The organism is Enterobacter cloacae complex sp. I2 (assembly GCF_014896205.1).
Classification (GTDB): domain Bacteria; phylum Pseudomonadota; class Gammaproteobacteria; order Enterobacterales; family Enterobacteriaceae; genus Enterobacter; species Enterobacter quasihormaechei.
The window spans coordinates 116,946-136,021 of record NZ_JADBRA010000001.1 but is presented as its reverse complement, the minus strand read 5'-3'; the positions used below and the strand labels follow the sequence as shown (position 1 = coordinate 136,021).

Genomic DNA, 19,076 nt, shown 5'->3' with positions numbered 1-19,076 from the left:
TCGTTGATGCTCATCAAAAGGACGCGGTAGATTGAGGAAAATCTGCATCCAGAGCTGGAACCGTTTATCGCTGAGCAGGTTGCGTGGCGGGGAGCTGGCGCCACTGGCGGATGTGCTCGATCAGGGCTCTGAGTTTGGGGGCCATATTGTGGCGTTGGGGAAAATAGAGATAGAAGCCAGGAAAAGACGGAAGAAACGCATCCAGTAAAGAAACCAGCTGTCCTGATTCAATGTAAGGCGCGAAGGTATCCTCCGTGGCAAAGGTAATTCCACCGCCGGCCAGTGCGAGACTGAGCATAAGACGCAGATCGTTAGTAGTGATTTGTGGATCAATGGCCACATCGAAAGGGACGCCTGCTTCCTCAAATTCCCAGCGATAGGGGGCAACGTCCGGGGAAGGGCGCCAGCCGATACACCGATGAGCGACCAGCTCTCGGGGATGCGCCGGTGCGCTGTGCGTCGCCAGATAGGAAGGTGAAGCCACCACCCGTTCACGCTGCTGGCCCGTAAGGGGAACGGCGATCATGTCTTTTTCGATAACTTCGCCCAGCCTCACCCCTGCGTCATAGCCCGCCGCCACGATATCGAATTCCTCATCTGACACGAAGACATCAAGCGATACCGCAGGATGCGCTGCCGCAAACGAGGCGAGCAGGGGGCCAGAAAGAAACGCTTCCGCAATTGAGGTGACCGCGATCCTGAGCTGTCCGCGCGGTGTGCTGTCTGACGTGACATCGTCAAAGGCCGCTTCAATGTTGGCGATGGGCCCCTGCAACGATTTATGCAACCGTTCACCCGCTTCGGTAAGGCTTACCGAGCGCGTGGTGCGCATCACCAGCAGGGTCTGAAACCCATCTTCGAGACGTCTTATCCCCTGGCTGACAGCGGAACGGGTGATGCCCAGCCGCCCGGCGGCCGCGCTAAAGCTGCGCTCCTCGGCGACCGCCAGAAAAAGCGGTAACAAATTAAGATCAATTTTCATTGTTTAACATCGCTAACCAGTGAGTCCAGTAAAGGTAGGATACAAGAAACAATGTTGAGACTCTATGATTGCTTTGAACTCAACTGAAGGAGTAAAACATGAACAAAGTGATCTTAATTACCGGTGCCTCCAGCGGTATTGGAGAAGGTATTGCCAGAGAGCTGGGCAAGGCAGGCGCAAAAGTATTCCTCGGGGCACGCAGGCTGGATCGCATCCACGCGCTGGCTGAAGAAATCCGCAGCGCAGGAGGGGAGGCAGAGGCGCAGGAATTAGACGTAACCCGCCGCCAGTCGATGGCTGCCTTCGTTCAGGCTGCACGGGAAAAGTGGGGCCGCATTGACGTACTGATTAACAACGCGGGCATTATGCCCCTCTCTCCGCTTTCCGCAGGCAAGCAGGATGAGTGGGAACGCACCATTGACGTGAATATTAAAGGCGTACTGTGGGGAATTGGCGCGGTTCTGCCGATCATGGAAGCCCAGAACTCGGGGCAGATCATTAATATTGGCTCGATCGGTGCCTTGTCCGTTGTGCCCACGGCCGCCGTTTATTGTGCGACCAAATTTGCGGTCCGGGCCATTTCCGATGGTTTGCGTCAGGAAAGTGCGAACATCCGCGTGACCTGCGTCAACCCTGGGGTAGTGGAAAGCGAACTGGCCTCGACCATTACGCACGAAGAAACCATGGCGGTGATGGATGCGTACCGGGCTATTGCCCTCAAACCGGCTGATATCGCCCGCGCCGTGCGCCACATCATCGAGGCGCCTGAGAGTGTCGATACCACCGAAATCACCATCAGACCTACGGCATCCGCAAACTAACGTAGCGGGTCAGGCATCAGCCTGACCCGCTTCACCCTCTTACCACGGCTGTTCGGTCGGCATAATAAACAGCTCTGCCACGTCCACATGTTCCGGTGCCTGCAACACGTAAAGAATCGAGTCGGCGATATCATCGGCTTTCAGGAACGTCATCTTCTCCTTCAGCTGTTCCATCTGTGCGCGATAATTTTCGTCACTGATATGCTCGAATAATTCACTTTCAACGGCACCCGGCTGAAGCGAGGTGACGCGAATGTTGAACTGCGGCGCCAGCTCCATACGTAAAATATCCGAGAAGGCGGCAACGGCATGCTTCGTCGCGCAGTACACGCCAAGCCCGGGGAAGGTTTTACGCCCGGCGATCGACGAGGTATTGATGATATGCCCGGACCGCTGCGACTGCATAATCGGCAGCACGGCCGCCACGGTGTTAAACAGGCCTTTTACGTTGACGTCTACCATACGGTGCCACTCGTCAACCCGGAGGCTGGCGATATCCGAAATCGGCATCAGCCCGGCGTTATTGAAGGCGATATCAATATGCCCATAGCGTTTGTGCAGTGCCGCCACCCCTTCATTCACCGAGGCCGGGTCAGTGACATCCATCGCCAGCGCTATGGCTTCACCGCCAGCAGCCTCAATGTCAGACACCAGCGCCTGAAGACGATCCAGACGGCGGGCGGCGAGACCCACCCTGACGCCCTGTTGCGCTAATTTTTTGGCCGTGGCGGCGCCAATTCCGCTTGAAGCACCGGTGATGAGCGCGACTTTACCTTTGAGTTCCATAGTTGATCCTCTTGAGAGTTAATTTCAACGCTTCAGAAAGAACGTCTGAAGTACGGTTCAATAATGGATTTTTCAGGCGCTGGCTTCGCGCGGGCTTTTGCTCAAACTGTCGGGCTTTTGCTACGCACCATCGCCTTGCGATAGTGCGAGGGCGTCACGCCGTTATGCCTGAGGAAGACGGCTGCAAAGTGGCTGGGGCTGGTGTAACCCACGTTCAGGGCAATATTGATAACGGAATCAGTGGATTCCGACAGCATGCGCCGTGCTTCCTCCATGCGTAGCCGGATAAAATAGTGGGAAGGCGAAAGCCCGGTAGACTGTTTAAAGGCGCGGCTAAAATGGTATTCGCTCAGATCGGACAGCTTAGCCAGCCGTGCCAGGTCAAACGGCTGGGCTAACCCGTCACGCATTGCCGTGAAGACCCGGTGCAGTTTAAACGCCTGCAAGCCCCCGCGGTGTCGTTTCGCACGGGTGCCGTAGGTGCGAATAAGGTGTACCGCCAGCGCCTGTGCAATCCCCTGGATAAACGGGCCGCTTGGTGGATTTTGCAAATACAGCTCGCGGCGTATCTGCTCCAGCAGGACGGACAGCGTTTCGTCGCGCGCGCCGGAAACCTCCCGCAATTCACACTCCTGCATCATCGCCACGCCGATGTAAACATGCATGACGACGAACGGTGTCTCTGGCTCGGCGCGCCAGCGCATTTCGCTTGGGTAGTCCGCCGTCGTGAGAAAAAAATCACCTGCGGCAACGCGGTTTGATAACCACGCTTCCCCGGGAGAGCGCTCCTCAACGACGGCATTACCTGAGAGGATCCAGACGATAAAAGGCTCTGGTACCGCCGGAATAATGACGTTTTCCTGAACGTGCCTTCGCGCCAGAATTTGCACAAAGACATCCCGGGAGGATTGCGCCCGATGCTCCCTGAGCAGTTCGCCGGGAAGGTACTCTTCAAACGTCTCTGCGGAAGTACGCTGCGTCATGTTTATCGTGCCTTTCGTTATGCCAGTTGCACCAGGTTTACCGCCGGAAGAGGCCCGCCGGGGAATTGCTGAAGCGTACCGCCGACCTCCAGGCTGCCTAAATCGATAGGTGCGAAACCGAGCTGCGCTGCCAGCGCGCTGACGTCCGCCTTCGCGTCTGGATGGTCTCCGGAGAGAAAGACGACACGACGCCCCCCCGCCTGCGCCGGATCCTGAGCCAGTACCCCTGCAAGCAGGGTATTAAAGGCTTTCACGACGCGTGCACCCGGCGCCCACTGGGTCACAACCTGGCTTGAGTTTTTCCCGCCCAGTTCAGCCAGCGTAAAGCCTGGCAGTATGACCGGGTTGGTCGCGTCAATCAGGATACGCCCATCCCAGTGAATACCCTTTAACGCGGCTTCGGTTTTGTCCCAGTTCGTGCTGACAAAGACGATATCGGCGTCAGCGGCCTGTTGTACGGTGCCGGCGCGCGCCCCGTTTCCCAGTCTATCGACCACCGCAGCCAGGCTTTCCGGCCCGCGGCTGTTACTCAGAATAGCGTTTATGCCCGCTTTAACCAGCTGTCCTGCAAAGGCTTGCCCGATTGCGCCAGCGCCGATAATGCCTACCGTTGTTGTTTTCATGCTGAATATCCTTCAATGATGCGTAGTGAACATGCACAGAGAGTAGTAATCTTTAACCTATCTGAATAGCCTATATAATTAGATGGAATCCATCTGCTGGAGCGATACATGCTGGACGGTATGTCTGTTGATCAACTGCGCACCTTTATTGCCGCCGTTGATGAGGGCAGTTTTTCCGCCGCCGGGCGCAGGCTGCGGCGCGCGCAGTCGGTTGTCAGCGCGACGCTGGCCAATCTTGAGGTGCAGGTCGGGTTTCCATTATTCGATCGTTCCGGGCGTTATCCGAAACTGACGGAGGCGGGCGTCGCCATGCTGGAAGCGGCACGTCTTGCCGCTGCCGGGATGGATGCCTTTAAGGCTAAGGCGCGCACCTTAGCGGAAGGACTTGAGCCTGAGCTGGTGGTGTCCGTCGACGTGATGTTTCCCGTTGCGCAGCTCACCGCTGCGGTGCAGGCGTTTCATCAGGCATTTCCTGACACGCCGCTGCGTTTGTATGTGGAGGCGCTGGGGGCGGTGCTCCAGCCTTTGCTGGACGGTCACTGCCGGGTGGCGATAACCGGATCGCTGCCGCATCTTCCGGCGGGATGTACCTCAGAATTCCTTCTCAGCGTGCCTGCGGTGGCCGTTGTCTCCCCTGAGCATCCGCTGGCGACCGCGTCTGGCCCGATCCTTCGTTCACTCTTACAGGAACACGTCCAGCTGGTGCTGACCGATCGCTCCGCTCTCACCGTGGGCCGAAGCTTTGGCGTCATGTCGTCGAAGACCTGGCATTTGGCGGATATGGGCGCGAAGCACGCCTTCCTGCGTGCCGGGCTGGGGTGGGGCTATATGCCGCTGCCAATGGTCGAGGAAGATCTCGCAGCGGGAAAACTGGTTACGCTGAACGTGCAGATGCAGCCCGACGTCGGGGCCGGTTTTTCCATGCAGGCGGTGCACCTGGAAGAACATCCGCCCGGCCCGGCCGGGCGCTGGTTCGTTAACACGCTGAAAATGCAGGCTGGCATGCCGGGTAGCAATAGCAGCGCCGGGTAGCCAGCATTTATGGCTCAGGAGGGCTTTCCACCCTCTCATTGCGCTGGTTGGAACCCACGGTTTTACCGGCGCGATCCGAAATCTCATACTCAATGGTAACGTTATGCCTGGTGGTCGGTGCGACGGTGATGTCCTTGATCCTGCTGCCCGAATCGGGGGGAAGCGTAAGGGTTGTATTGCCTTTAGCCAGCACCCGACCATGTTGCTTCACCTGCCACTTAAGGCGACACGCCTCACAGGCGGACCAGGTGTCATTGATCGCCCACAGGCGAACCGTTGCTTCGCTCCCCTGACGCCACACCGCCGTCACGGGTTCAATCGACGGCAGAATGGGCTGATAAGCTTTTTGCAGCGCGTAGTAGCCCGCTTTCGGCTTACGCAGATAATCCACGACGCCCCAGTTGATGGAGGGCCAGGTTTCTACAAACATAAAGTGGAAGAGGGCGGTAACCGGCTGATAGCGCTGCCGGCGATAGCTCTCTGCCGCCATTGCCACCAGCTCCGCCTGGTAACGCTGGGTGTTGGCAATCATCTCCTGAATGGTATTACCCCGCGGAATATTGGCAAATTTAAAAGTCTGGAAGGGCTGGAAGTTATGGTATTTCCAGTGCGTCCAGCCGGGATCGTCGGCGGCGGTGCTTTTCGGCCACATCAGGCGGGCGGGAATGATGGTTTTCAGGGTTGAGAGTCGCGGTAGCGCCTGAGCGCCAAACTCCGTGATGATTGCGGTTTTGGCGGGGCCGAGCAAATCGCGCATGGTGCCGAAGTACCAGCCGGCCCAGTAGTGTTCTTCCACCGCGGAAAAACGATGCACAATGCGCGAGGTGTCTCGCGCAAGCGCGTCTCCCACACGTTTCGTCAGGTTCTGGTTCAGGGTTTTATTCCAGTCGGGGAAGCGTTTTTCCATCCACGGTGAATTCCACGGCGGCTCGTTATGACCGCCCCAGACGATAATGGCCGGGGAATTGCCAAATTGTTCAACCATCTCGCGGGTCTGCCGCGCGGCATTGTCCGCAAAGGCGTCGCTGTTGTTGTAACCCCATTGCAGGGGGACATCCTGCCAGATCATCAGCCCCATCTCGTCAGCCACATCGTAAAGCGCCCGGCCTGCCACATGCGCGTGAACGCGTATCGCATTGGCGTTCATCGCCTGCACCAGCCTGAAGTCGCGGCGATATTTCTTGCGCGTCATGGTGCTAAGCCAGGGGGAACCGATGTAGTTGCTCCCCTTGATAAACAGGCGCCTGTCATTGATCAGCCAGCCCCTGTTGTCCGGCTGCTCCTCCATCTTGCGCAGCCCGGTTCGGGTCACCGCGGTATCCATCACCCCCTGTTCGTCCGCCAGGGTCGCACGCACCCGGTAGAGATTTGGCCTGCCATAGCCCACTGGCCACCAGAGCTTCGCGTCTTTTACGGGCAGCGTGACGCTGAGCGACCGCGGCTTACCGTCCGTTTTCGCAATCTGAACCGAAAACGCCTGCTCTGTGCGCTCGCCGATGAAATTATCAGGGGTTGCTGACAGGCGCAGCGTGACGTCACCGGCAGACAACGCCCGATAGCGGATCTCGGCGTGCAGCGCTGGTTTTTTCAGCCCTTCACGCCAGTCCGGACGCAGGATCACCTCGTCGATAGTCACGGCGCGACTCAGGTGTAGCTTCACCGGTGCCCAAATCCCACCTGAGTTGGCGTCCTGGCCATTCTCTGCCCACGCCCCGCCAGGGCGGGTATCGTGCTGATTAAGTACGCCTTTAACCATCGTTTTGTGCAGCGGCCAGATTGTTTTCGGATCTTCCCAGGGGCTGTCCACCCGCACGGCGAGCTTATTGTGTCGCTGCAAAGCATCGCTTATGTCTACGGAGAAGCGCTGGAAATACCCCTCGTGACGGACAAGATGCCTGCCGTTGAGCGTGACGTCGGCAAAATAGTCCACGCCATCAAAGACCAGGGTGGCCATGGTATCGGGCGCGTGCCGGGGCAGGGTAAATTCGTGCCGATACCAGAGGGCACCCTGATGATCGTATCCGGCGCTGTACCAGTTGGCCGGAACCGCAATCGATCGCCAGTCGCGGTCAGGCGCGCTGGCGCCATCAAAGGTGCTGAGGTTGGCGTCATGCACGCGCCACATTCCGGCCAGTGACCAGGTGACGGGTTGACTGGCCTGGGCCAGCAGAGGGCTAATTGCCAGCAGCAGAAGAAGCCTGATCATCTTTAACCTCCTGAGCTCTGCGGCGCAGCCAGGCCGCAGCGCGTCTGGCCTCCTCGATAAGCTCGCCATGTAAAACGCTCAGCCCCGTCTGGTTCAGCGAGACCGTCTGACTCTCCATTTGCTGAAGCACTTCTGAAAGACGAGTGAAACCGAGGGTGACGGCTTCGCCGCGAAGCTTATGAGCGGCCCGCCGCAGGGCCTCGCGGTCATCATGCGCAATATTCAGCGCTATGGCTGCCACCGCCTCGTCAAGACCGTTGCCGAACAGCGCCAGCAGTTCATTAACCAGTTCAGGATCGTCCGCGCACTGTTTTAACAGCTGTGCCTCATCCGGCAGACCCTTTTCTTCTCCGGCGACAACACGGGCTATCTCCTCCCTGAGCGCCTCCTGACTAACCGGCTTGGCAATATAGCCGTCGAAGCCCATTGCCAGACAGCGCGCCTTGTCGCCCTGCATGGCATGGGCGGTCATCGCGACGGTGGGCTGATGGTTACGCCCCCTCGCGAGCGTTTCTTCACGAAGCAGGCGAATGGCCGTTTCACCGTCCATTTCTGGCATTTGCAGGTCAACCAGCATCAAATCCCACGGCTGTTCACGCCAGCGTTCGAGGGCCTCCCGGCCATTGGATACCACTTCGCAACGGTGCCCGAGCTGCTCCAGCAGGCGTCTGGCCACTTTCTGATTCACCAGGTTGTCCTCAGCCAGCAGGATACGCAGACTGGCCTGCGCCGTAACGGGCGCAGAAGCGGGCACAGCCGCGGGGGAGGCAAGGGGGGCGGGCGCAAGGACGCTGGCTATGGTTTGATAGAGTTCACGTTGGGCAACCGGCTTATGCAGATAATGGGCGATCCCGATGCGCTTCAGCATGTTGGCGTCGAAATGACGGCTCATGGAACTGAGCATAATGATGTGGCTTTGCCCGGCCTGCGGCATAACGGAGAGCTCAAGGGCCAGCGATACGCCGTCCATATCCGGCATCTGCGCATCCAGCAGGATCAGCGGCCAGCATCCCCCTTTTGCGATCAGGCTTAACGCTTCCCCTGCGTTGTTAACACAGGTCGGCGTCAGACCCATCTGGCGAAGCATCGTGTCCAGCAGTCGCAGGTTGGTGCTGTTGTCGTCGACCACCAGGACCGATTCGCCGTTAAAGCGGGCTACAGGAGCACCGGGAGTGGAAGCAGCCAGCTGGCTCTCCAGCGGCAGAGTAAACGCAAATTCGCTGCCTGCCCCCGGCTCGCTCTGAACCGTCAGCTCTCCGCCCATCAGGCTCACCAGACGGGCTGAAATGGTCAGCCCGAGGCCAGTACCGCCGTAGCGGCGGGTGGTTGAGCTATCGGCCTGGCTAAACGCCTCGAAAATGGCTTTTTGTTTCTCCACCGGGATGCCAATGCCGCTGTCGCGAAGGCGAAAACGCCACTGACCTTCACGTTGTGCAGGCTCTATTGCCAGCATAACCTCACCCTGATGGGTGAACTTCAGCGCGTTGCCCAAAAGGTTAGTCAGAATTTGACGTAGCCGGGGACCATCAACGATGAGCACGTCCGGCACTTCAGGTGCGATATCCACCAGCAGTTCGATGCCCTTTACGCTGGCGGCGGGCATGTGCGGGCGGATCAGCGACTGCACAAAGGGACGGATCTCCAGCGGCTCTGTATCGACGGTCATCTTACCTGACTCAATGCGGGAGAAATCGAGAATGTCATTGATGATATGCATCAGTGACTGCGCTGAACTCATCACCAGAGACAGGTATTCCCGCTGTTCGGGGTTGAGATGCGTATCGAGGCAGAGCTGTGTCATGCCCAGAATGCCGTTCATCGGGGTGCGAATTTCGTGGCTCATGTTCGCCAGAAATGCACTTTTCGCCTCGTTGGCCTCCCGGGCGACTTTCGCCGCTTCAATCGCCAGCAGCTCGGCCTCCTTGCGGCGGGTAATGTCCTGTAGGGTGCCGATCACCCGTTCGGCCTGCTGCTGCATGCTGAGGGTGACCACCTGCCCCGAGATCAGCATCCAGCGCCAGCCCTGGGACGCGTGATGTACGCGAATCTCACATTCAAAAACCGGCATATGCTCCTGTCTGGAGGCGATCATCGCGTTGCGCAGCACGGCGCGATCCTCTTCATGGACCAGGTTAAGTAAAAAGCGCAGCGGGTAATGCAGGTGCGTACGCGACTGACCCACCATCGCCAGCAGGGTATCGTTTACCTCCAGGCTGTCTTGAGAGACCTGCCAGTTCCAGATGCCGATCTGAATGGACTCTGCGGTCAGTAAAAAATCATCGTGCAGCTGGTGGCGCGAACGCTGGGCGTCGTCAAGCTCCGTAATATCGGTATGCAGGCTGAGAATGCCGCCATCCGCAAGACGCTGATGCTGCACGTAGAGCCGCCGGTTTCCCGACTGCCGCACCTCACGATGGCTTGACTGGCGGCAGTTGCGAACGATCGCTTCCCGCAGGGTCCGGCGGCGGGTGGGGTCGATGTTATAGCCTGCATCAATGAATTTCTCCGCCAGGCTTTCAAGCGAAGCGCCGGCGCTCAGCCAGGGGGCGATGACCGGGTAAAAGCGCGTTATCTGGTCATTCCAGGCCAGCAGACGCTCGGCGGGATCGTAAATCATTACCCCTACAGGCAGCGCGTTGAGATCGAACCGGGATGTGGATCGCATGGTTACTCGCCTCCGGCCTGATAGTGCAGCTCCGCCTGGCGCCGCAGATACTCCAGCCCGGGCGCAATCGCCATCGCCCAGGCCGTAAGGATCTCTTCGTCGCAAAGGGGATCGCAGGCGCGCACCGTCCTGAGCATGGCCTCCCGCCAGAGTCCGAAAAAGCGCGGCGGCAGGCGTAACCCTTCATCAGTCTGCTCCCGCGCCAGGCGTTCCAGAAAATCCGGCACGAAAAGCGCACCGTCAACGGCTAGCATGGCGAAAAAGCACTTGAAGATCGTCTGCTGGCCATCCCGCCCCTGGCCCCGGGCAAAATGCTGCTCCGTTTCGGGGGACATATGGATAAACGTCTCCCAGAAAGCCTGCAAAAAGCGCCGTTTATCATTCTCCGGCAGAACGCGGTTCAGGCTGGCGTCAAAGAGATCGCGATAAAATTTCATGGTGCGGCCCTCGCGGCGCGTTCGCCCGGCAGGCAGAGGCCGGGCGGGTTGAAGGGATCCGACGTGCGGCGGGCAAAATAGCCATCGTTTTCCACCAGGCCATTTTCAAACAGCGGCCCGGCGTTGTGTTTGTACAGCAGCGCTTCCAGCACCATGGCGTTCGTCGAGAGGGTGAGCGTGGAGTTGACATCGCCGGTTGCCTCAACGCGGCCCTCAAACCAGCCCTGTTTCGGGTTATTCAGGTGCCGGGTAACGGCCATCAACGCGTCAGTGTAATCGCTCTCCCACAGCGCCCAGAGCACAAAGACGGCCTTCGTGCTTACCTGTGCCAGGCGGGGATAGCTTTTTCCGTCGTCGCCCAGGGTGTTCCAGGCATAGCCATTTCCCCAGACGGTGTCTTCTACGTGCCAGGGGGCCTGAGAGAGGTAAAAATCGGCGCGTGCGGTGAGCGCGCGCTCACGCTCCCAGCGCGTTTTCTGGCTAAGCCATACGGCTTCGGCCCGCGCGCGCAGCGTTTTGTGAATATCGGACGCCACGCCGGGCGGTTGCCAGCCAAACTCCAGCCCCGGCAGCATGGCGGGGAGGGTGGAGAGCAGCGACGGTTGCCAGGTAGTTCTGGGATCGCGCGCGTCAACGGCGAGGCTACGCTGGTACAGAATGATGTTCTGAGAAGGCGGAGAGAATGCCTTATCCGATGAAAATCCCCACAGCCGAAACGCGCTGGCGGCATATTCGCTTTCACCCAGCCGCAGCTCGTCGCGCACCACCGGCTGCCCGTTCTGCACGGACGCAGACCACAGCTCCCCGTCCTTATCCAACACCGGACAGAAATTCCAGCGCAGGATGATTTTATCCAGATATTCACGGTACTCAGGTGCACGCTCGGCTGCGAGCCGCAGCGCCAGCATCAGACGGGCCATATCTTTTGCCGACCAGCCGCGCGGGGCCGGTTTTCCTGTGAAATCGATGGGCGACGCCGTTCGGCTGGAATAGAGCCTGCCGGGGGTGCGGGTTTCGGTCAGCGTCAGGCGATTGAGGGTTCCGAGCAGACGCGTCAGCCGGGCGTCGAATTCGTCCGCCTGGATAAGATCAAGCTCGCGGGCAGCCAGCAGGGCGATAAGCGTATCGCCCATTTGCCACAGCGTAACGCGCGGCTGTTTATCGCTGCCGTTGACCAGCCCTGTCTGAGGCTGGGTGTTATTGTCGAAATAGCGCCAGGCGATACGCGCCCACTCCCGCTCCTGAGGCGTCAGGCTACTGATGCGCGCGGTGGTGTGCCAGCCACCTTTGGTCAGCCAGCGCCACCCTGCGCCCTCCTGGCGGAACAGGACGAAGGCGATAATAAGAATGAGGGCAGCGGCAGCCAGCCCGCGGGCTAAGGTCTTAAGCATTGTGCGGTCACCGGCGGCAGTTTTACAGGCTCGTCCGTATTACAGGTGGCACACTGACAGGCCTGGCAAGCGGGTTTGGTGCGCAGGGTGGTTCCGGTCTGTTCACACCATGTCTTCACCGCTGGCGTACTGTTCAGGAACGGGCGGTTGCGCGAGGCATTATTGGGTTCAAAGAGGTCCACCAGCTTTTTCTCCCACAGGGAAGGGGCGAAGTGGCGATCTTTGGGATTATCGCTGTTGAACTGCAACAGCTTGCCCTCTTTCTTGAACAACAGGGCTTCAAGCATGATCCCGTTGTTATTGGCGGTGAACTCTTTGATGGGGCCGTCGCCGTTTTCGTACAGCCCTTCGTAGTATCCTTTGTCCGCCTCGTTGGCGTTTTCAATGGCGTCCAGCAGGCGGTCGGTATAAGGCGAATTCCAGAGAACCCACATCCCGAGCGCCGCTTTCAGCGAGACGGCGGCCGTGTTGGGAACGTACACGCCTTTATCGGTAATGGTGTTCCAGTTGAAGCCGTCACTAAAAACGGTGTCGTAGACAAAGTAGGGGGACTTATCGAGTTGATGCTCAGAGCGAGCGGATAAAATACCGGTGATGGCGTAGCGATTCTCCTGAGCCTGGTAAACCCTGTCGGCAAAGTTTTTCATCCACGGATGAGAGTAATCGCGTGGGCTGTTCTCCTTGTCCGTCGGCTTGTCGAAACCAAATTCCAGGCCGTAAAGCACATAGGATTCGGTGACGACGTAGTTATGCTGGCTGGTGAGGCGCGGATCGCGCGAGTCATAGGGCACCATAACGCAGTAGATCTCAGCCAGCTCGTAGGGCTGGGGCTGGCTCGACTGACAGGTGCCAAAGCCCCACAGCGCAAAGCCCGCAGCACCGTACTCTTCATAGCCCAGCCGCCCTTCCTGCACGTACTTTGGCTGGCCATTTTCCAGGTAGGCGCCGTACATCATCCCGCAGGGGTTGATGACGTTGGTGAAGTTCCATCCCAGCATCACGTTATCAATGCTGTTGCTGTATTCCGGATAGCGCTCCTTAATGACCTTCAGCCAGATCAGCATCCTGCCGATGTCCAGCGCCGAGAAGCCAATCTCGCCAGGTTTGTTCTGGTAGTTAACCTTCTGGGCGGTGATGGTGTTATAGGCTTTGTTGGGCAGTTCGTTGCGGAACAAATCCAGTTTGTTCAGGGTGGCGAGTAATTTCAGCATTCTGCGATCGAATTCGGCTTTATCAATAATCCCCAGCTCCCTTGCGGCCGTCATCGCGGCCATATAGGAGGCGCTGTCCCACATGGTGGTTGAGGGAAATTTATTGACGGCATTCACCAGCCCGGTAGTGGGCTGGTAGTTCACAACGAAATATTGCCAGGCGTTTTTGGCAATGGTCATCTCCCGAGGCGTGAGTTCCCCGCTGCGCGGCGGGTAATCTGAGGCGGGAAGGCTGGTCGCTGCCTGGGCCGCAGAGAGTGAGAGCCAGCCTGCTACAAGCCCGGCCAGAAGAGGAAAAAAGAGTATTGATTTCAGCTTCATGGCTTCGCTCCTGCTGAAGATGTGGGGGGAGTGGCGGGGCCAGGGCAGGCCAGACAAAGCATCTGACCGTGAGCAATGTACGCCAGGCTCTCAAGGACGACCGCATTGGTATCGGCGTCAACGATCTCGTTCACGCTGCTGTTAAGGTTAAGCCCGCGCTGCCAGCCCTTACCCGGCACCTGTAGCTTCTGCACCTGCTGGCGCAGCGCTTCGCTCCAGCCGTTGCGGAACAGGGCGTACCAGGCAAAGGCGGTGCGGGTCGAGGTTATCGCCGTTTGCTCCGGCGTGGCGTCAAGCAGAGCGCTATTTTGCAGCGGCTGGCGATCGGGCAGATCGTTGACGTAATCCGGCGCGGGCTCGGCGTAATCGGTGCTGATCGGCGGCTTGCGGACCCGCAGGCCGTGACGTCGCTGCTGGATTTGCATTATGCGCCAGGCAATTTCGGCGCTCTGCGCGTCGAAACCCAGCTCAAGGCCCGTTAATAAATAGGGAAGGCTGATAAGCGAAGGCTGCCGACCCCACGGGGTGCGTAGCCCTTCATCAGGCACCATTATTCCGTCGATGTCGATCATCTGCTGCCCTTCCGGCGGGTTCGTCACCGCCAGCCCCGCCGCGCTGTCGATCAGCCGAAGCGTATGGCTGGCATACAGGCGATAGCCGAAGCTGTTTCGCGGCTCGTCCGTCGCCAGCGCCCAGTGGTGGAGCGGGACCGCGGCCTGGCTGCTGGTGTTGTGGGCAATCAGGGCGCCCAACTTCCAGCGATCTAAAAGATTGCGCACGTCGGCGGCATGCTGGGGGTAGCGCCACAGCAACGTTTGCAGGGCGTTAAGCAGGCGGCCCAAGCCGATAGCCGAGGCGTCCGGTTTACCCAGGGCTTCCAGCGTGTCGGCATGGTAATAGGCGGCGGGCAGCCCCTGCGGGTTGAGCGGAAGACGGGCGAGAGCAGCCAGTGCGGCCGCGATGCGTTCATCAAATTCGTCGGGAGTAAGAATGTTGAGCTGCCTGGCGGCTACAGCGGCAAACAGATAGCTGCCGGTGCTCCACAGGCTGAGCCAGGGTTCGCCGTCGTGCGCGTTGGCCAGACCATTCGGCTGCGTATTGTTCACATAATACTGCCAGGCTACCCGCCCCCAGATGGCCTCTTCGAATGTCAGCTCACGCGGCGCGGGCAGGGGCGGGAAATCGTTACTCAGCGACATCCCCGCGCTGCCCTCAACGCGTGTTGGCATCTGTTTTTCAACCCAGACGACGATGGCGAATCCCAGCAGAAAGCCGAGCAGGATCGTGAGGTAGCTGCGGGCTGACAAAAGCGCGTCGCGTTTTCTCATTTGCTCACCTCTTCTTCAGCCGGGGTCCACATGGCGGCGAAGATCAGCGGCAGCATGGCGGCAATGTTGACTGCGCCCCAGAAAATGTTGATGACGTAGCCGGAGGGATCGTCAACCTGCCCGCGAGCGACCTGTATACCGCCCCAAATCAGCCCGGCCAGGGTGAGCACGACGATGGCGATTTGCGGTTTCACCAGATAGAGAAACCTGCCCGTCTGCCGCTCTTTCGGCGTGACGTGGAATTTGATCTGCTCACCGCGCAGTACCGTATCGAGCGCACGCAGGTTCATTGAGAAAAAGGAGAGATATGACGCTCTGCCGTCCCAGGCTGAAATCCCCCAGGTGCCGAACATAAAGGCCAGCTCCGACATGATGAAAAAGGGTAAAAAATGAAGATAAAAGGGCTCTGACCAGGCTGAAACAGGCGGAATGCCGGTAAACAGGTAAACAATGGGCGATATCAGGAAAATGGTGTTCCACACGCAGGCCAGATAGGACCAGAAGGTGGTGGCATACATCAGGGTCTGCGGCAGAGAAAGCTTAAAACGGCGGCGGCTGAAAATATTGTCGTGGAACAAAATATCCAGTGAACCCGCGGCGTATTTGAAGCGTTGGATCATCCACGTCAGCATGTCCTGCGGAGAGAGCATTTTCGATTCGATCCGCGGGTGCATCACCGAGCGCCAGCGGCGGGCGGCATCGCCGTGGAGCAGGATGGAGGTATAAATATCTTCCGAAACGTGAAACTTATAGGGCGTGAGCTCTGTGTCGAAAGCCACGTGAGGGCGCATGGCATCCTGAAGGGTTTCACGCATGACGGGATCGCGTATATCCCGCGTGTGGCGCTCAACCTCTTCTTCCACCGTCCAGACATAGCTGCGCAGTGCGGCCTGCATTACCGCTTCGCGCCTGTGTACAGAGGCCGCACCGCAGCAGAAAGCGGCGTTGGCCCAGTTTCGCCGGCGCAAAATCACGTCATAAAACATGCGCGGATCGTTAAAAAAGGGGTCACGGCCAATGGTTACCGGCCCGATGAACTTCTGCGCAAGCCATCCCAGCCCGTATCCCGGTTTGCCCGCTTTTCGCCCAAGCCAGCGCGCCAGGTTTTCCCCTTCCGGCAGGTCGAAAAACCACTGCGGCGTCTGGACCCAGGCGACGTCAGGATCGCGAAAGTAGCCCAGCGTGTGGCTGAGCAGGGTGGGGAAGACCCGGGTATCGGCATCGCAAATGATCAGGAAATCTCCGTCAGTTTGCTCAAGACCGTTTCGCAAATTACCGGCCTTGAAGCCAATATTGGTCTGGCGGGAGATGTAGTTGGCGCCTTCCTGATCGCAGACGGCTTTCATTTCTGGCCGTCGACCGTCGTCAAGCACGTGCACTTTATAGTCCAGCGGAACCGGGTAGACCATTTTCATGGCGTCCCGAATAGAAAGCCTGACCAGCTCCACGTCTTCTGAATAGGTTGCGATAAAGAGATCGACCTTCAGGGGTCTGGATGCTTCCGCGTCTTCGGGGCGCAGGCAGTCATTGATCTCAACCGGGGGCGAGTTTTGCGGCGGATCGTCCTCTTTCCACAGGTTAATGGTGAACAGCACGGTGCCGATCCAGGCCAGCGTTTCCGCCAATACCAGAGGAATGGCATACCACAGCGCGTCGGTATTTAAGGAGGCTGTCCAGCGCCAGTAAAGATAATTAGCGCCTAAAATCAGCGCGGCAACCGCTAATACCTGCCATGTTAGCATTACCCAGCGCGGTGTCTTAAGCGGTTCAGGCGGCTGGCGATGTTCAAAACGGGAAAAATAAAAATCCATAGAGAAGGATATCCTGATTCCACGATGGCTATTAATAACTGACCCGTTACCGACAGGGAGCGCAAAACAGAAAATAACGTCCGCTAAAACAAAAAGTAAAGTAAGTGTAGATGGTGGGTAAAATAATTCCAGAGGCGTAAAAAACCGATCTTTCAGGCATGCTTAAATAATCGTTAACTACGCTTAATAATATCGGAAGCGTTGTCAAAAATTGCCAGATGCTTTTCTTTACGCTATCTAAATAAAATACAAGAAACTTTTTAGCATGGAGAACGCGACGCCCCATGAGCCAGATTGCGCCTGTGCTTATAAGAAAAGATACTGAAAAACCAACAGCATGGCGTTACGTCCTGTCGGATAAACGTGATTTACGTATAGATTTTATGCGCGGTATCGCGTTAGTAATGATGGTGGTGGCGCACACGGAAGTGATGTCGATATTTAATATATTCACCTGGGAAAGGTTTGGTCTGGTCACCGGTGCTGAAGGATTTGTGATCCTTTCCGGATTTATGCTGGGAATGTTAAACCGTGCCAGATTGCAAAAAGCGGTATTGTTGACGATATCCTGGGGGTTATATCTGCGCGCATGGAAAATATATCGCGTAAATATCATCATTATTCTTTCATTTTTGCTGTTAGGGTATCTTCCGTTTATTAACGTTTTTGAGGTTACCCATTTTACCGATCGTTACTCAGGTACAACCTGGGCATTGTATCCGGTGACACCACAAATTAAAGAAACCTGGTTTAACATTGTCCTCTACCTGCAAATTGGTCCTCATCAAACGCAAATTCTTGGGCTTTATATTTTTCTTCTGCTGTTAAGTCCCCTGTTTTTGGGAATGCTCCAGAGAGGATACGTCTACTGGCTGCTGGGGTTATCGTTGCTCGTTTACGGTTGCTGGCAGATATGGCCGGTGCGCGTGACGCCGTCTCAGTTTGAATTCGCGTTTCCGCTGCTGGCCTGGCAGTTCATTTTTGTGCTGGGAATGTGCAGCGGCTGGTACAAAGAAGATTTAATCTCTTTTGCCCGCACCCCCGCCGGTAAGGTGGTGCTCGTGGCGCTGGTGATGATTGCGCTGGTGCTTGGCTTTATCGCCCAGAATCATACCAACCCGTTTATGCCCCCCGCGCTGCTCATGCACAGCCTTTCACCCGAAAACTTTAACGCGTTTTATCATACCTGGGCGGCAAAAAATGGCCTTGGACCCGTCAGAGTCGTGAACGATATCAGCCTGATGGTGACGGTCTATCTGCTGCTGACCTGGTGCTGGCAGCCGCTGTATCGCCTGGCGGGCTGGTTTCTCATCCCGCTTGGTCAGCATTCGCTTTACACCTTTATTTTGCACGTCTACGTCGTATTCCTGGTAAGCCAGTTCGTCACGTTCGATCTGTGGCGCCAGGACTGGGTTGTGAATACCTTCATCCACGCGGTGACGCTGGGCGTGCTGTGGCTGATGGCGAAATATAACGTCGCCGCGCGCTGGATACCTAACTAAGGAAGGGCAGATGCGGGATAAATTGTTGCTGACCTGTGCGCTGTTGTGCGTTGCCACCGGCACAGAGGCTGCGCCGAAGGACGATGCGGAATCGCTACGTGACAAGAACGGCGAGCCGGTGCAGGCTGGCGTGTTCACCAGCCGCTGGGGTCGCCTGTTCTCGGGGAATGAAGACGTCTTCTCTGGCGCGCTGAGCTTTAGTTCCGGACTGAAAGAGCAGTGGATGACCATCCCGAACAGCTCGGACAGCGCGGAGCAGAAACGTAAATACAACCAGACGCTCAATCTCAGCCTGCAATACTCACCCTACAGTTACTGGTTTGCCAACGTGACATCGCGGTTGCCGGTGACGGACACCAGCCGCTATACGGCTGATTTTCGTTACAGTTTTGGCTATGACGACTGGCATGCCAACACGGTCAGCCTGGTGTACAGCAATTACGGAGATAACCGCTTCTGGACGTCAGGAACCCGTCGTCACACCTATTTTGAGCAGGGAGCCGTGACGCTGGCGTATAAATTTTCACTGCCGAAGCCCGTGGAGAATACGCTCCTGATCAACAAAGGCGACTCCATCATTTGCCAGATGGGCTACAGCTGGGTTCCGCGCTATTACGATCTGGACAGCAACGATATCCGCAAAAACAAAAACGTGGTATTGGGCGGGTGTGGTTATACCTTTAAGCAGCATTTCTTCGTGCGCGCCACGGCGTTCTGGTTCCCGGACAGCAGCCAGCAACAGCCCTGGAACGGCGACTATAGCTATAGCTTTGGCTACGCGGGCTATACGCCGGGTTCATTCTCCGTTCAGTACGCTAACTATTCCGGCACCCGTTACCCCGGCCACCAGAGCGGCAGCGGCAAATTCCGGGAAGGCACCGTCAGCGTCATCTGGTTCTTACCGCTTTAGGAGGGCGTAGGGTGTCACAGCACGTCCTGATTGTTGAAGATTCACGGGTTTATCGTCGCCTGCTCAG

General features: G+C 57.7%; 15 protein-coding genes. 4 read left to right on the top strand and 11 right to left on the bottom strand.

Features of this window, described 5'->3' with window-relative positions:
- Positions 1-64: 64 nt before the first annotated feature.
- Positions 65-982, bottom strand: a complete 918-nt coding sequence (locus tag IM300_RS00780) for a LysR family transcriptional regulator (protein WP_193034858.1) — start codon at positions 980-982, stop codon at positions 65-67.
- A gap of 98 nt (positions 983-1,080) precedes the next feature.
- On the opposite strand from IM300_RS00780, the gene IM300_RS00775 reads away from it, so the two are divergent.
- A complete protein-coding gene (locus IM300_RS00775) occupies positions 1,081-1,803 on the top strand; it encodes an SDR family oxidoreductase (protein WP_193034856.1) in 723 nt (240 codons plus the stop codon).
- Between the two features lie 39 nt (positions 1,804-1,842).
- Here IM300_RS00775 and IM300_RS00770 read toward each other — a convergent pair whose 3' ends face one another.
- The 3 genes from IM300_RS00770 to IM300_RS00760 all read right to left on the bottom strand — a co-directional run bounded on the left by IM300_RS00770 (position 1,843) and on the right by IM300_RS00760 (position 4,195).
- Positions 1,843-2,589: an SDR family oxidoreductase gene (locus tag IM300_RS00770; protein ID WP_063865311.1), complete on the bottom strand. Its 747-nt coding sequence runs from the start codon at positions 2,587-2,589 to the stop codon at positions 1,843-1,845.
- Between the two features lie 101 nt (positions 2,590-2,690).
- On the bottom strand, positions 2,691-3,572 hold the full coding sequence (locus IM300_RS00765) for a helix-turn-helix domain-containing protein (RefSeq protein ID WP_112792904.1): 882 nt from the start codon (positions 3,570-3,572) through the stop codon (positions 2,691-2,693).
- A 17-nt stretch (positions 3,573-3,589) separates the two neighbouring features.
- Positions 3,590-4,195 (bottom strand): NADPH-dependent F420 reductase, encoded by a 606-nt coding sequence (locus IM300_RS00760; RefSeq protein ID WP_193034854.1) that lies wholly within the window; start codon positions 4,193-4,195, stop codon positions 3,590-3,592.
- A gap of 120 nt (positions 4,196-4,315) precedes the next feature.
- Between IM300_RS00760 and IM300_RS00755 the strand changes: the two genes are divergently transcribed.
- Positions 4,316-5,227 (top strand): LysR family transcriptional regulator, encoded by a 912-nt coding sequence (locus IM300_RS00755; protein ID WP_226841934.1) that lies wholly within the window; start codon positions 4,316-4,318, stop codon positions 5,225-5,227.
- Between the two features lie 7 nt (positions 5,228-5,234).
- Here IM300_RS00755 and IM300_RS00750 read toward each other — a convergent pair whose 3' ends face one another.
- Genes IM300_RS00750 through IM300_RS00720 form a run of 7 tightly spaced genes read right to left on the bottom strand, consistent with a single transcriptional unit; the run spans position 5,235 to position 16,597 of the window.
- Entirely contained in the window at positions 5,235-7,433 is a 2,199-nt protein-coding gene (locus IM300_RS00750; protein ID WP_193034850.1) for a sugar-binding domain-containing protein, read from the bottom strand.
- A complete protein-coding gene (locus IM300_RS00745; RefSeq protein ID WP_193034848.1) occupies positions 7,402-10,098 on the bottom strand; it encodes a response regulator in 2,697 nt (898 codons plus the stop codon). Before IM300_RS00745 ends, IM300_RS00750 begins: the two co-directional genes overlap by 32 nt.
- A gap of 2 nt (positions 10,099-10,100) precedes the next feature.
- Positions 10,101-10,535 (bottom strand): globin, encoded by a 435-nt coding sequence (locus IM300_RS00740; RefSeq protein ID WP_107533564.1) that lies wholly within the window; start codon positions 10,533-10,535, stop codon positions 10,101-10,103.
- Positions 10,532-11,926: a DUF3131 domain-containing protein gene (locus IM300_RS00735; RefSeq protein WP_193034846.1), complete on the bottom strand. Its 1,395-nt coding sequence runs from the start codon at positions 11,924-11,926 to the stop codon at positions 10,532-10,534. The genes IM300_RS00740 and IM300_RS00735 overlap by 4 nt, the downstream gene beginning before the upstream one ends.
- Positions 11,911-13,458 (bottom strand): DUF3131 domain-containing protein, encoded by a 1,548-nt coding sequence (locus IM300_RS00730; protein WP_193034844.1) that lies wholly within the window; start codon positions 13,456-13,458, stop codon positions 11,911-11,913. Before IM300_RS00730 ends, IM300_RS00735 begins: the two co-directional genes overlap by 16 nt.
- Positions 13,455-14,786 (bottom strand): DUF3131 domain-containing protein, encoded by a 1,332-nt coding sequence (locus IM300_RS00725; RefSeq protein ID WP_193034842.1) that lies wholly within the window; start codon positions 14,784-14,786, stop codon positions 13,455-13,457. Before IM300_RS00725 ends, IM300_RS00730 begins: the two co-directional genes overlap by 4 nt.
- The gene (locus tag IM300_RS00720; RefSeq protein ID WP_193034147.1) at positions 14,783-16,597 is read right to left on the bottom strand and encodes a glycosyltransferase; all 1,815 of its coding nucleotides are present in this window, start codon (positions 16,595-16,597) and stop codon (positions 14,783-14,785) included. Before IM300_RS00720 ends, IM300_RS00725 begins: the two co-directional genes overlap by 4 nt.
- Positions 16,598-16,881: 284 nt before the next feature.
- On the opposite strand from IM300_RS00720, the gene opgC reads away from it, so the two are divergent.
- Both opgC and IM300_RS00710 read left to right on the top strand, forming a co-directional pair.
- Positions 16,882-18,099 carry an OpgC domain-containing protein gene (gene opgC / locus IM300_RS00715; protein WP_193034839.1) on the top strand — a complete coding sequence of 406 codons (1,218 nt, stop codon included), beginning with the start codon at positions 16,882-16,884 and terminating at the stop codon, positions 18,097-18,099.
- A 10-nt stretch (positions 18,100-18,109) separates the two neighbouring features.
- Positions 18,110-19,009 carry a hypothetical protein gene (locus tag IM300_RS00710; RefSeq protein WP_112792912.1) on the top strand — a complete coding sequence of 300 codons (900 nt, stop codon included), beginning with the start codon at positions 18,110-18,112 and terminating at the stop codon, positions 19,007-19,009.
- Positions 19,010-19,076 lie beyond the last annotated feature (67 nt).